The organism is Mucilaginibacter aquaedulcis, assembly GCF_030409325.1.
GTDB classification, from domain to species: Bacteria; Bacteroidota; Bacteroidia; order Sphingobacteriales; family Sphingobacteriaceae; genus Mucilaginibacter; species Mucilaginibacter aquaedulcis.
The window spans coordinates 939,834-953,770 of sequence record NZ_JAUFPR010000004.1 but is presented as its reverse complement, the minus strand read 5'-3'; the positions used below and the strand labels follow the sequence as shown (position 1 = coordinate 953,770).

The window sequence follows — 13,937 nt, the reverse complement described above, 5'->3', positions numbered from 1 at the left end:
TTTTAGCTGGACTTTCTTGGGTCAAAGCATATCGTTTAATTCAAAAGACCTCCGAACAGCGAGTGGGAGGAGGTCTTAATTCACATCTAACATTACCCGCTATGGAAAATTTAATAACCTTCCAGGATAGACTAAAACAACAGGTTTGCGCCGTCCATCATATGTCACCATCTTTTCAGGTAATCGACGGGCGGATGGAACTTCAATGTTGCTGCACAGATTTTAGGATCAGCTGCTATACGCTGATTATTCAATCACTATCAAGATATTTTGATAGCAGGCGCGTAACAAATTTACGCGTAGTTTACAGAAGCCCTCTAACTGGCCGCTTTACTACTAATCACACAAAAAAGTGGATGAACATTTGTTTGCCATAGGCCGAAGGAGGAATAGTGAACTTTTAGGAGGCCATGTTTCCGTTAAGCATACCCAAGACACAAGAAAATGTGCTTGCGGCGGTTTGCAAGATAATAACAGTGCCGGCTGATCCGGCTGAATTTATTTAAATAACATGACTACAATCAACAAGGTAAAACAGATACATGAGGATTTTAAACAAAGCATCTGGCTGGATTTTATTGACCGGGACATCATGCGTTCCGGAAATCTGCAAAAACTTATCGACGAAGATGGCGTACGTGGTGTCACCTCCAACCCCGCGATCTTTGAGCAGGCGATCAGTTCCAGCTCCGACTACGATACCGATATCCTGAGCAATATTACAGTGACCTCAGATCCGGAAGAAATATTTTACAAACTGGCAGTCCGTGATATCCAAAATGCAGCTGACCTTTTTGAACCACTGTATAACGAGCAGGTAAATGGAGCGGACGGCTACGTCAGCCTGGAGGTATCGCCACTATATGCACTGGATGAGCGGAAGACAACCGAACAGGCCAGGGCTCTCTGGTTGGAGGTCGATCGTAAAAACGTGATGATCAAGATTCCCGGTACCCGGCCTTGCCTTAAATCAATTACTACGGCCATCAGCGAGGGGATCAATATCAACGTTACCTTGATTTTCGGACTTAAACAATACGAAGCAGTTGCATTTGCGTATATAGAAGGATTGGAGCAACGGCTTGCGGCAGGACAAGAAATTACCCGGGTGGCCTCAGTCGCGAGCTTTTTCCTTAGCAGGATCGATCTGCTGGTAGATCCGATACTCGAAGAAAAGAACCTTCCGGAATTAAAAGGACAGGTAGCTATTTCTTCAGCAAAAGCTGCCTTTGCACTCTACCAACGGATATTTAGCAGCTCGCGCTGGCAAGTGCTCGCAGATTCGGGAGCCAAGCCTCAACGATTGCTGTGGGCGAGTACCGGCAATAAAAACCCTGCTTACCGGGATACCCGCTATATCGAAGAACTTATCGGGCCAGGGACGGTCAATACCGTGCCTCTGAGTACTCTGGAAGCTTTCCGGGATCATGGTCAGTTGCAGGCAGGACTGGAAAATAATCCGGAAAAAGCGATCCGTAATCTGGAGCGACTTGCGCAGGAAGGTATCGAAATGGAGGAGATTGCTCTACAGTTAGAGCAAGAAGGGATCGAGAAATTCAAAGCCCCATATCAGAAATTGCTTTTATCAATAACGGATAAAATCATGCCCTAAACGCAAGTAGATTTTGGTTGCGACTCCAAAGCAATTCAGTTTACTCAGCCTTTCCCCATCTAATTCAATCATTAACCACTAAAAATTTATAATTATGTTTCATCACGTAAAAGATCTACAATTTAATGCAAGGGTTTCCCGCCCTGATCCGCGTTTGGCCAACTTGTTGCTGGAACAGTTCGGTGGGGAAAACGGTGAATTGGCTGCTGCCATGCAGTATTTCACCCAGGCATTTGGCGCTAAACAGCCACACCCCGACAAATATGATATGCTGATGGATATCGCAACTGAAGAATTCAGTCATCTGGAGATCGTAGGTGCGACTATTCAAATGTTGCTTAAAGGAGTTAACGGTGAATTGAAAGATGCCGCAGAACAAAGCGAGATTATGGTTTCGATGAATGGCAAAGCTGAAAAAGAAAGCGTAATCCATTCGGCGCTATTGGCAAATCCCCAGTTTCCGCTCATTACAGGTGGCGGGCCAACACTGAGAAATAGCCAGGGCGTTCCCTGGTGTGCTACTTATATTCACTCCAATGGCGACTTGACAGTAGATCTGCGGAGCAATCTGGCTTCTGAATCACGCGCCAAATTAGTTTACGAACACCTGATGAAATTCACCGATGATCCTTATGTAAAGGAAACTTTATCCTTCCTGATGACCAGGGAAGTGACTCATTATAAAATGTTCGAAGCTGCATTGAACAGCATACAGCCAAACTTCCCGCCGGGCGTCTTAGCTGCGGATCCACGATACGTGCAGAACGTTTATAATTTATCTGACGGAACGGTTCGCGGCCCCTGGAACGAAGGCGAGATGAAAGGCATGGGTCAGGAATTCATTTATATCGAAAATCCGTTAGAACAAGTTCAGCAAACCGAGGGTCAAACCATTTTAACGAAGGATTTTAGCGATGCCATAACGGCAACCGAAGAGCTGAATAAAGATATGAGCGCACTCAAAAGTGCGGAGGTAAAGCGCACGGACCCCGAAGGCGTGGCGCAATGGAGTACATACGAATCAGTAATTAATTAAATCACAAATTTATGAAAATGGCAAACTGCGGGATCGTGCTTGCTGCGTTGACTATGCTAACGTTCTCAGCCTGCGAATCCAGTTCTACCCATAAAACCATTGGCAATACTAAAGACACCGGTAGTGTATTTAAAGGCGGAGGACCGCCGATCAGGGACACTTCGACAATTAACAACGATAGGAAGGATTCCGCCAACAGACCGGCCAGCGATTCTACCAGCAAGGGTAACGTTGATCCTTCAGGCCATATGTCAAAACCATCAACACACTAAATATGGATATGAAAGGACGCCGGGTAATCACACCCGATGGAAACGGAGAAGTATTGGAAACGACAGGGGATAACATAGAGGTCAAACTGGATTCAGGTGAAGTAAAAACTTTTGCATCTGATGACGTCACTGATGATAGTAGCGCTGGGTAAATCAAGATAGTCATGAAAAAGACTATACTGCTTCTTAAGTGATTGTGCCCATGCCTGCATATTTCATAGGGAGGGCGATGTTTGACAAGCAGCATACTTAGCCTATCTCCCTGTTCTGAGTAAAATAACACACTAAACGAAAACCTATGTTAGCTATGAACTACCGCGGGCCGTACCGCGTCCGGGCCGTACAAAAACCGGTGCCGGAAATATTGCATCCGGAAGACGCTATCATTCGGGTTACCCGGACCTGCATTTGCGGCTCTGACCTCCACCTGTATCACGGCATGGTGCCGGATACGCGCGTTGGATCGACCTTTGGGCACGAATTTACAGGCATCGTGGAGGAAATAGGCCCGCTGGTTCAAAAGCTGAAGATAGGCGACCAGGTGCTGGTGCCATTTAATATCGCTTGTGGCAAATGTAACTTTTGCAAGCAGGGTCTTTTTGGAAACTGCCATGAATCCAATCCGATGGCAACCGCGGTTGGAGGGATATTTGGCTACTCACACACGGCTGGAGGGTTTGACGGTGGCCAGGCTGAATATGTCCGCGTGCCCTATGCAGACGTTGGACCGACGGTCATCCCTGCGGAAATGGATCCGGACGATGCTGTCCTTTTAACGGACGTGGTACCGACCGGGTACCAGGCTGCGGAAATGGGAGGCATTAAAGAAGGAGACACGGTTGTGATCTTCGGCGCCGGCCCCATAGGGATTATGGCAGCTCGCTGCGCCTGGTTCTTCGGCCCCTCGCGCGTAATCATTATTGATCATATTGACTACCGGCTCGAGTTTGCGAAAAACTATGCCAAATGCGAAGCCTACAATTTTAAAGAGATGGAGGATCCCGTGGTTTTTCTCAAAAAGACTACGGATTGGTACGGGGCGGATGTGTGTATTGACTGCGTGGGATGTGAAGCGGAGGGTAATACCCTGCAAACATTCAGCGGCCGTGTTACCTTATTGCAGGCAGGTGCAGCTACCGCGCTGCAATGGGCGATTAATTCGGTCAAAAAAGGCGGTATCGTGTCTGTCGTCGGTGTTTATGGCCCGCCCTTTAATTTAGTGCCGTTTGGTAACATCGTTAACAAGGGCATCACCATCCGCGCTAATCAAACTTCCGTAAAACGCCTCCTGCCTAAACTAATCGATCATGTGATGTCGGGCAGGCTCGATCCTAAAGGATTGATCACGCACCGTATTCCATTAGAAGAGGTCTCGGAGGCATACCGCTTATTTTCCTCCAAACTGGACAACTGTATTAAAACTGTACTGATCCCATCCGCCAAACATTAACATTATGGAACCAAGCAACGAAGACTACAAACTGATCCCCGGTTGGGGCATGGATGCTGATCCGGAAAATGAACCAACGTACCCGATGAAAAAGTACACGGGCGATGACCATAATCGTATCCATTATGAACGCTCTGACCAACAGCCTGAATTGGTCGAGATACTAAGGTCCAATGAAAGGCCTGCAATCACCCGGGTATTCGGCACATCAGTACCACCTTCAGGATTTAGTGGTATGATCAGGCGCTATGCTTTCCAGCACAGCGAAGATCGCTACCGGCACTGGATACCCCTGATCCTTGCCGACCGCATCAATATGTTGGAGGGTCTGATTGAAGATTTTAAGAAAGGACAAATACCGAATATCATTAAAGAGCGCGGTCTTGCTGTGGAATGGAAGCATAACAGAGCAGGATTAATTAGAAAAGCAGTTGCGGTTACCCTGGCAAGCCTTGTGCTCGTAAGTTTGTTTAAGAGAAAAAAATAATCCTGCCACAACTATGAAAAAAGCCAGTTATTAGTCTGCCGCGCAAACGGAACGGATAGTACAGATACACCTGGAGGAAATCACTAAAATTCAGAAATGCTTAAAATAACTGGTAGAGTGATGATTGGGAAAGTCGTTAAGCAATTAACGGCTTTCTTTTTTTAATCGGCTTCGTATGCTGTCCAGCCGATCAAGTATTTTCTACCTGAAATCGGAGTAATAATACCCAATCTGTAAATTTCCGAAGCCTTATCTTTATCATGAAGGCAATTAGAAATTTATTTTGATTATTTGAGCAGCGAGTGCGATGATGATCAATCAGTACTTATCTCCGGTTAGTAGTTTTGCCGGGGTAGTTTAAATTATGTGTAATAGTTGTATAATTATAAACCTCTAAGCAGCGAGTGTAAGGAGGTTTATTTCATCTTCCGACCTATGAAAAATAATCACCTGGTCAATCAGAACGAACTAAAGCAGCAGGTTTGTGCGTTACACCATTTGTCCCCTTCAATTGAAATGTTGAAGGGAAAAATGTACTGAAATGTTGTTGTTATGACTTTAAAATAAAATGCTGTAACATAATATTGAAAGCGCTAACTAATTCAAAATGCTTGGACTGTAAGAAGAATTGGGTTTGTGATAGTGCTCAAATGTGATTTATCATTCTATGATGGTAAATCAGGGTATTAGTTGTAAATAGCTAATACTCTTTTTTATTAAAACCTTCCATACACTAAAGCAATTAATTTAAGTTCAGAAAGGCAAATGGCCTGTTCTTTCAGTACTACTATCAGTACTACTACATATAAGAAACGTTATGAAAACCAATCGATTAAAAATGTTTCTTAAAAAGATTAGCTGGGGCTATATTGTACTTAGCGCGCTGCTAATAATATTATTGGTTATTCGCCTGGCATTGCCGGCTATAGTTAAGGGCTATGTAAATAAAAAATTGAACGAATTGCCCGGCTACACGGGACATGTGGAGGATATCGATATTCATTTATTACGAGGAGCATACGTCATTAAGGGTTTGTTGCTTAAAAAAAATACAGATCCCGCCAAGTACCCCTTTTTGCAAATCAAGCACATGGATCTTTCTTTGGAATGGAATGCATTGTTTAAGGGAAGACTGGTAGGCGAGGTGATTGCGGAAACGCCAAATATACATATTTTGGGTACTGAAGATATCTCAAAAGAACCATCTAAAGAGAGCTGGACAAAGACTGTAAAAGCTTTGATTCCAATGACCATTAATAAGCTGAAAATTAACAACGGCCGGTTTGCGTATGTAGATTTGGAGAAAAAACCAAGTGTAAACCTCCATATCGACCACCTACAACTGACGGCATTGAATCTGGCTAATGTGCAAAAGACCAATGATCCGCTGCCGTCTGAGGTTACCCTGAGTGGAATATCAATTGGAAAAGGACATTTAAAAGCCCACATGAGGCTCAACTTGTTAAAAGAGATTCCTGACTTTGATATGGGGATGCAGCTGACTAGCGTCAACCTGCTCGCTTTGAATGGTTTCCTTGAGGCCAACATTAAATTTGATATAGAACGAGGCGACCTGGATGTTTTTAGTAAATTGAAATTGACCGATGGCCAGGTTGATGGATTTGTGAAACCTTTTGTAAAAAATTTGAAAGTACTGAACGTCAAAAAAGATATCAAGAAAAAGGGGGGAATATTGCGAGTGGTGAAAAAGGCGGTAGTCGGGTTGTTTGCTAAAGCCGTAGAAAATCCTAACACTAAAAAGATTGCAACCGTAATACCCATTGAAGGGAATATTAAAAATCCGAAGACAAGTAGCTGGGCGACCTTTGTAGGTTTTCTTAAAAATGCGTTTGTCCATGCATTTAAAGAAAGTATTACCAATGAAGCAAAAGGACAAAAAGTTTCTTAGCCTTTTGAAGAGATGTTAAATTATAAGCAACGTTTTTTATTTAGTTTTAAAAGTTATAGAGTAGGTAAACTCACCTTTTTGAACCCATCAAACAGCTTAAACAACTGTTTGAAACTTAACCGTATAACACTGTGATTTTTAAAATGACGAAGGAAAAAAGCAGGCCGGAATCATTATATTTAAGAATTAAACTTAAAGCATGTTTTCAGCTATATGAGACAGCGTTATTGTAATAAAGAAATAGCAGAGGCGAAAAACGTTCGTTTTGAAAAGAAAATGTACAGATTATTGAGGACTTGGGTTAAAAACAACCCGGATAAAGCCCTTTTGCAATTTGATCAGTCGCTGGACGAATATTTGGCTAACAATGCGCTGCGGGATTATTTCCTTTGCACGGAAACACCTCTCCGAAAGCTATTACTGAATCGCTTCGTCGCCGATCATTTAGGACGGACTATAACAAAAGTTTATTTTGATCAGGTTACCGGGGACCCTGTTTTTTCGCCCTCAGAACAGCGCTTATACAATCTTGCGCGACGAATGAGTTGCGAAAAAATGCATATTCCCTTCCGGTCGATCCACCCGCTTAAACAAACCGAAGCCGGCGATAACGCGGATATCGAAACTTATCCCCTTGAATCTGAAGTGCGCTATAATAGTGGTAACCATTTCACGAGCCGCCCTGCAAACGCTCATGTGTTTGATGAAAATAGCAAACAGAGTTTAGCAAAATCTGAAGGAAATCTACAGGTGATGTTTCAGCGTGGCTTTTTGGTAGATAGGCTCCAGGACATCAAACATCTGACCGCGTCTATTGCTCATACAAATGAGACATCCCTGCAATTTTTTGTGATTTGCAGCAGACATTCTATTAAAGAGGGTCATTTCGGAACATCGTTGGTTATCATGGATCCAAAAAAACCGGATTTTCCCCAACGCGTTTTGATCTGCGATACGCTGCTAAAAGAACTACCGCAACACCCGCGCTGGTGGAACCATTTTATCGCGGAGTACACCCATGTGTTCGGAGATGGCGTAGCGGAAATTATCGAAGATATTTCACATCCATTACAAAAGGTTAACGTTAAGGGTGACGACCCTTATAATCATGACTGGGATTGCCCTTATTACGCATTGAGCATGACTTTGGCTTTGGCTGATTTGACAAAAACTAATCCAGAGCTGATGGCAAAGGAAAGTACAATTGCTATCCATGATGCAATGAAAACTTTCATGCGGGATTATTACGGCTCGAATAAGCAAATTAAGGACAGAGCGGGCATAAAAAAGGCAAATAAATTGAAACGCTGGAATAGTGGAAGGCTTGTTTTCAAAACCTTCACACATGAAATAGGCTCTTCCATGCACACATGATCATATGCGCTGTTACAAACAACTCGGGTCTTTTTAGCCAGTAAATATTTACCTGATATTGTTGGAGATGCACCCATTCCGCCCTTGGGTCAATACCGTGCCGTACGAATACAAACTGGCGAACGTTAACAAAGAGTACGATGATGCACATTCCTTGTTAAAACTCCGATAGTTTTTCTTAAAAGGTAAGTAGGTGCTCATTTGTTACAAACTCAGCATACAGACAGACGTCTTCCGCAAAACGAATTTATCATCTGTTCCAGCCTTTTGGAACGTTTCTTGCCTTCATAAGTAGGGAACGTTATTGTTTACCAATTTACCTACAAACATTTACCATCATGGCTACAAAAACCAACAAAAAGGCTGCATCAGCCGCAAACCGTACTCCTGAAGCAGAAAGTGCGCTGAAAGAATTATTTATTGATGAAGTTAAAGACATTTATTGGGCAGAAAAGCATCTGGCATCAGCATTACCGAAACTTATCAAAGGGGCGACTTCAGAAGACTTAAAAACAACTATAACCAATCACTTTGAAGAAACCAAAAATCACGTAACCCGTCTGGAAAGAGTATTCGCTGCTATCGGGGAAAAGGCCGTAGCAAAAAAATGCCTGGCTATGGAAGGCTTACTAAATGAAGCTACAGAGCTCTTAACGGATACTGAAAGAGGGACTGAGGTAAGAGATGTAGCTATAATTTCTGCAGCTCAGAAAGTAGAGCATTATGAAATTGCATCGTATGGAACGTTACGTACGTTAGCAGGAACGCTCGGTTATAGCGAAGCACAAAGCTTATTCGATCAAACTTTAGCCGAAGAAAAAAATGCCGATTCATTACTCACTCAGGTTGCAGAAAACTATGTGAATGAAGCCGCGGCAGCTGAGTCAGAATAATAGTTAAATTCAATCCGGGTCATCGGAAGATGTCCTGGGTTGTATTTTGCGCCGGTAAACAAACATATCCATACAGCACAGACCACCACCGGTTGGTAAATTAGGTGCTACAGCGTTAAGAATCAATGAACTATTGCTTCCAGGTGATATCAATTTGCTGATTCCAGCTAATATTGTGGGATATATAACCATTTTTTGTAGTAGCGCTATTGGAAAGTGCTGCGTCTCCCCTTTGTAGTAAATTTATGAGTAAGAAAACCGATTCAATATTAAGCCGCGACGGGACGATGCAAGCTCCCTGGCAGGAAGGGACAGCTACCATAGCTTCGACAGTTTTTTTTAACGCGGACACCATTTATGATACTTTGGTCGTAGGCGGTGGGATCACCGGAATGACAGCTGCATTACTGCTCCAACAAGCAGGTAAAAAGGTAATCTTGGCCGAAGCGCATTCGATGGGCTTTGGAACCACCGGGGGAACGAGCGCACATATCAACACCTTTGCGGACACGACCTATCGGGAAGCGGAAAGTGCCTTTGGAGCGGAGGGGGCAAAACTTTTTGCGGACGCTATTAAGGATGGGTACACGTTGATCAAATCCCATGTGGACACCCACCAGATCGATTGCGACTACGAGAACAAGCCGGGCTTTTTGTATGCAGAAACCAAAGATGAGGTGAAACAACTGGATGAGATTTATAAGGGAGCGGTAAAAGTAGGTGTGCCTGTGAACTATTCGGAAGAAGTGCCGACGCCTGTGACGTATGAAAAAGCCCTGGTTTTTGATCAACAGGCACAGTTCCACCCGTTAAAATATTTACAGGGTTTGCAAAAAGCTTACCTGGATGCCGGAGGGGTGATTTTAGAGAATAGGCTGATCACTGGTGTTGAAACAACCGATGACATACATTCCGCCATAGCGGCCACACATGCTATCCGTGCCAGGGCTGTGATCTATGCCACGCACATGCCGCCCCATATTAACCTGTTCAATTTCGAGTGCGCACCCTACCGGAGTTATGTGCTGGGGGTGAAGTTAAAAACGGATACCTATCCGGACGCACTGGTATATGATATGCAGGAACCTTATCACTATTTCCGGACGCATGTCATTGACGGCGAAAAGCTATTGATTGCCGGCGGAAATGATCATAAAACAGGTCATGACGATCCGGGAAAAGCTTTTGCAGACCTAGAAAAATATATCCGTAAATATTATAACGTATCATCGGTAAAATACCGCTGGTCATCCCAATATTATGTGCCGGTTGACGGTCTGCCGTATATCGGGAGGATGCCCCGGGCATCAGATGGTATTTACTGCGCGACCGGCTATAACGGAAACGGCATGATGCTGGGCAGTATCGCGGGCAAGCTACTCAGCGACCTGGTTAGGAAGCGGCCGAATAAATATCAGGACCTGTTCAGCCCCTCGCGCATAAAACCGATAGACGGCTTCAGCGAATTTATTAAGGAGAATGCAGATGTGGCCTACCGGTTTGTGAAAGACCGTTTTCATATTCATGAAACCGATTCTCTAAAAAGATTGCAGCCGGGAACCGGCAGAGTGGTAGAGGTAGACGGCGAAAAGATTGCGGCTTACCGGGATGAAAAGGGTACTATCCATGCGCTAAGCCCGGTTTGTACCCATGCCGCGTGTATCGTGAACTGGAATGTTGAGGAAAAAAGCTGGGATTGCCCCTGCCACGGTGCACGTTATGACATCGACGGAAATGTACTGACCGGACCTGCAACGAAAAACCTGCCCAGAATCAATAGCCATGAAGACTAAATATTGACCAGCGGCCTTACCGGCACGACCTTTATGACCCTGTTCAGCTACCTTGTTTCGCAGGCCGACGGTGAAAACTTCAGCGAGCCGGAGCGCCTCGGGCAACTGGCCGGCCGCCTTGTTCCAAAACTGGACAAACAGCAGAGCCAGGCTTTAGGCTGGCTGGGTCATTACGGGGTAGGCCTGTTATTTGAGCTGGTGTACGCCGAGCTGTGGCGGAGCGGTAAATTTAAACCCGACCTGAAGACGAACCTGTGGCTGGGTGGCCTCAGCGGTTTGCTGGCGGTGGCCGTCTGGAAGACGACCTTTAAAATGCATCCGCTACCGCCGGCACTCAGTTTTAATAAATATTACCTGCAGCTTGTGCCTGCACACCTCGTGTTTGCGGTCTTTGCCGGGATCGGCTATCAAATCTTAAAAAAAACAAATTATGCCACCGATTATCAATAAACCTAAAGAAAGTTTCCAGGATCTGGCACAACGTTTTCCGGAGAATCCATTATTGCTACCCAGGGACCTGCAGCCCAGCGCTGCAGGCCTGCATATCATCAGCCTGCTGAATCCGGGAGCTTTTCGTTATGAAGGAAAAACCTGTCTCCTGGTCAGGGTAGCCGAGGGGGTTACGCAGAAGGAAGGCGTACTTTTTTTTCCTGCGCTGAATGCCACGGGAAATGCCGAGATCATTGAGGTGCCGTTAAACGATCCGGACCTGATCGCTACCGATGCACGGGTGATTAATTATAAAGGCCTGGATTACCTGACAACCATTTCCCACCTGCGCTTGCTCGCAAGCGAAGACGGGGTATACTTTGAAGAACAGGAAAATTATCCTGCGTTATTTGGAAACGGGTATCTCGAACGTTTTGGAGTAGAAGACTGCAGGGTTTCCCAAATTGATGATACTTATTATTTGACCTACACCGCGGTATCCGACAGCGGGGTCGGGGTCGGTATGAAAACAACACGGGATTGGCAGCATTTTGAATCCTATGGGATGATCTTGCCGCCGCATAACAAGGATTGCGCGATCTTTGAGGAAAAAGTTGGTGGTAAGTATTATTGCCTGCACCGGCCCAGCAGTAAAGAGATCGGCGGCAACTATATATGGCTGGCTGAATCTCCCGATGGGCTGCACTGGGGCAACCACCAATGCCTGATCAAGACCCGGCCGGGCTTATGGGACAGCGCTCGTGTTGGTGCAGGTGCCGCGCCGATCCGGACAGAACGGGGCTGGCTGGAGATCTACCATGGGGCAAACGCAGAACATCAGTATTGTCTTGGGGCTTTTCTGATGGACATTGATGATCCATCCAAAGTAATTTCACGGACAACCCAACCGATCATGGTGCCGGCAGAAGCATATGAATTGAGCGGCTTCTTCGGTTACGTGGTTTTTACTAACGGTCATGTAGTGGATGGCGACCGGTTAACCGTGTATTATGGTGCTGCGGATGAGTTTGTGTGCGGCGCATATTTTTCGATCAGCGAAATCTTAACTAAACTTCTATAACGGATAACCGAAATTACAGATGATCGTCAATTATACAGCTTTAGGCTGGGAAGTTATTACGCAGAGGGCACACGGCCTGCTGGCGGCGCAGATCGCAGCGCAATGGAAGCACAGCATCCGTACCGAACGCTGGATTGAAACTTTGCTGGCCATTGCCGAGCATGACGATGCGCAGGTTGAACTGGAACGGGGCAATCTGCTTACGGCTCAGGGAGGGCCGGTGGATTTTAAAATGAAAGCTTTTGAACAACGCCACTGCAGTCAAACGATGGACTTTGCTTTATCGAAAAGCCGTTATATCGCGCTGCTTTGTTCGATGCATCTCGGGTTTGTATACGGAAAGGAATGTGCTGATAACCCGGATGCAGCTAAATTCATTAAAGAACAACATGCATTTCAAAAGCAGTGGCGTAAAGAATTAAACCTATCGGTCAGTGAAGCCAAGCGGGACTATCGCCTGCTGGAATGGTGCGACGCCCTGTCACTGTTACTTTGCCAGCACGACAACCAGCCGGAAGCACGTTCCGTGGAGATCAGCAACGGGCCGGAAGATAAGAAATACCAGCTGATCCAGACAGGACCGGATATACTGACCGTAGAACCCTGGCCATTTGAGCAGGATCAGTTTGAACTCTCTTTTGAAGTCCGTCTAATTCCGCAGCTGGAGTTTAAAAGTACCGAACAATTCCGTTCGGCATTCCGGCAGGCCAGGGTTACTGAGAAACGCTGGATACTGAAAACAGGAAAGCCGCCTAAGAAATAAGCGGCATTTTTAACCTGTACTTTAAGCTTTTATTTTAAACCGTCGTGGATTTTCTGGATCTCTTCCAGGTGGTGTTGTACCACAGGTGCAGTTTTTCCGGCGAATGCCTTCAATTCCGCGTCTTTGCCGTTTGATGCTTCAGCTTGCATCAATGACAGGGTTTTCTTGTGTCCATCGATCATGGCATCCACGTAAGCCTTATCAAATCCCTTTCCGCTCAGTTTGCTGAGGCTATCACTTTTCGCTTGGTGCTCTGCATCCAGACCGGCAGGCAAAGCGATATGCTTACCTTTGGCGATGGTCATGAGCTCCGCGTTTGCCTTGCCGTGATCCATCACCATCATTTTACCGAAATCCTTTACTTTGCTATCTGCCCCTTTAGCGGCAGCCATTTTACCCAGAGCTACTTCTGCCATTCCGCCGACCGCTTCCTTTGCAGCAAAGGCAGTATCTGCCAGCGCCTGAGCGGATGAGTCAGCCGGAACGGCAGTAGATTGGGAGCTGTCGTTTGAGGCAGCCGAGCTATCTGAGCCTGATGATGTTTTATTCCCTGAACAGGCTTGCAGCAGACCTGCAGCAGCAAGGGTTAAAAGTAGTGCGTTTATCTTTTTTATAGGTATTTGGTTGATGGTAGATATAATTGAATATTAGTTCAATAGGTTTTAACTTTTTCCGCGGAACATGGAAATGACCCAGATAATCAGGGCGATCACCACGATCACCGCGATAATGCCGGTAACAGCACCTGCTTTGAAAATGCCCTCGATCGCAGAACAACTGCTCAGGAAAGTTGCCATCAACACGAGGGCAAGCGGAATAATGATTTTTTTCATTGATT

14 protein-coding genes are annotated in these 13,937 nt (G+C 45.4%); 12 read left to right on the top strand and 2 right to left on the bottom strand.

Annotated features, from left to right (window positions below):
• Nucleotides 1–511: 511 nt before the first annotated feature.
• The 12 genes from tal to QWZ01_RS22455 all read left to right on the top strand — a co-directional run bounded on the left by tal (nucleotide 512) and on the right by QWZ01_RS22455 (nucleotide 13,099).
• Entirely contained in the window at nucleotides 512–1,612 is a 1,101-nt protein-coding gene (tal, locus tag QWZ01_RS22510) for a transaldolase (RefSeq protein ID WP_290327359.1), read from the top strand.
• 94 nt (nucleotides 1,613–1,706) lie between these two features.
• Nucleotides 1,707–2,648: a manganese catalase family protein gene (locus QWZ01_RS22505; RefSeq protein WP_290327357.1), complete on the top strand. Its 942-nt coding sequence runs from the start codon at nucleotides 1,707–1,709 to the stop codon at nucleotides 2,646–2,648.
• A 17-nt stretch (nucleotides 2,649–2,665) separates the two neighbouring features.
• A complete protein-coding gene (locus QWZ01_RS22500) occupies nucleotides 2,666–2,920 on the top strand; it encodes a hypothetical protein (protein ID WP_290327355.1) in 255 nt (84 codons plus the stop codon).
• A 307-nt stretch (nucleotides 2,921–3,227) separates the two neighbouring features.
• Nucleotides 3,228–4,370 (top strand): zinc-dependent alcohol dehydrogenase, encoded by a 1,143-nt coding sequence (locus tag QWZ01_RS22495; RefSeq protein ID WP_290327353.1) that lies wholly within the window; start codon nucleotides 3,228–3,230, stop codon nucleotides 4,368–4,370.
• Between the two features lie 4 nt (nucleotides 4,371–4,374).
• Nucleotides 4,375–4,857: a hypothetical protein gene (locus QWZ01_RS22490; RefSeq protein WP_290327351.1), complete on the top strand. Its 483-nt coding sequence runs from the start codon at nucleotides 4,375–4,377 to the stop codon at nucleotides 4,855–4,857.
• An 817-nt stretch (nucleotides 4,858–5,674) separates the two neighbouring features.
• Complete coding sequence (locus tag QWZ01_RS22485) at nucleotides 5,675–6,766, top strand: DUF748 domain-containing protein (RefSeq protein ID WP_290327349.1); 1,092 nt, start codon at nucleotides 5,675–5,677, stop codon at nucleotides 6,764–6,766.
• A gap of 213 nt (nucleotides 6,767–6,979) precedes the next feature.
• Complete coding sequence (locus tag QWZ01_RS22480; RefSeq protein WP_290327347.1) at nucleotides 6,980–8,140, top strand: hypothetical protein; 1,161 nt, start codon at nucleotides 6,980–6,982, stop codon at nucleotides 8,138–8,140.
• Between the two features lie 338 nt (nucleotides 8,141–8,478).
• Entirely contained in the window at nucleotides 8,479–9,033 is a 555-nt protein-coding gene (locus QWZ01_RS22475; RefSeq protein WP_290327345.1) for a YciE/YciF ferroxidase family protein, read from the top strand.
• A 245-nt stretch (nucleotides 9,034–9,278) separates the two neighbouring features.
• On the top strand, nucleotides 9,279–10,826 hold the full coding sequence (locus QWZ01_RS22470; RefSeq protein WP_290327343.1) for an FAD-dependent oxidoreductase: 1,548 nt from the start codon (nucleotides 9,279–9,281) through the stop codon (nucleotides 10,824–10,826).
• A gap of 33 nt (nucleotides 10,827–10,859) precedes the next feature.
• Nucleotides 10,860–11,276 carry a hypothetical protein gene (locus tag QWZ01_RS22465; protein ID WP_290327342.1) on the top strand — a complete coding sequence of 139 codons (417 nt, stop codon included), beginning with the start codon at nucleotides 10,860–10,862 and terminating at the stop codon, nucleotides 11,274–11,276.
• The gene (locus QWZ01_RS22460) at nucleotides 11,257–12,336 is read left to right on the top strand and encodes a glycoside hydrolase family 130 protein (RefSeq protein WP_290327340.1); all 1,080 of its coding nucleotides are present in this window, start codon (nucleotides 11,257–11,259) and stop codon (nucleotides 12,334–12,336) included. Before QWZ01_RS22465 ends, QWZ01_RS22460 begins: the two co-directional genes overlap by 20 nt.
• Before the next feature lie 19 nt (nucleotides 12,337–12,355).
• Nucleotides 12,356–13,099: a DUF3891 family protein gene (locus tag QWZ01_RS22455; RefSeq protein WP_290327338.1), complete on the top strand. Its 744-nt coding sequence runs from the start codon at nucleotides 12,356–12,358 to the stop codon at nucleotides 13,097–13,099.
• 29 nt (nucleotides 13,100–13,128) lie between these two features.
• Here the strand turns inward: QWZ01_RS22455 and QWZ01_RS22450 are convergent, their stop codons facing one another.
• Nucleotides 13,129–13,665: a DUF4142 domain-containing protein gene (locus QWZ01_RS22450; protein WP_494337323.1), complete on the bottom strand. Its 537-nt coding sequence runs from the start codon at nucleotides 13,663–13,665 to the stop codon at nucleotides 13,129–13,131.
• A gap of 96 nt (nucleotides 13,666–13,761) precedes the next feature.
• Nucleotides 13,762–13,932, bottom strand: a complete 171-nt coding sequence (locus QWZ01_RS22445; protein WP_290327337.1) for a hypothetical protein — start codon at nucleotides 13,930–13,932, stop codon at nucleotides 13,762–13,764.
• Nucleotides 13,933–13,937 lie beyond the last annotated feature (5 nt).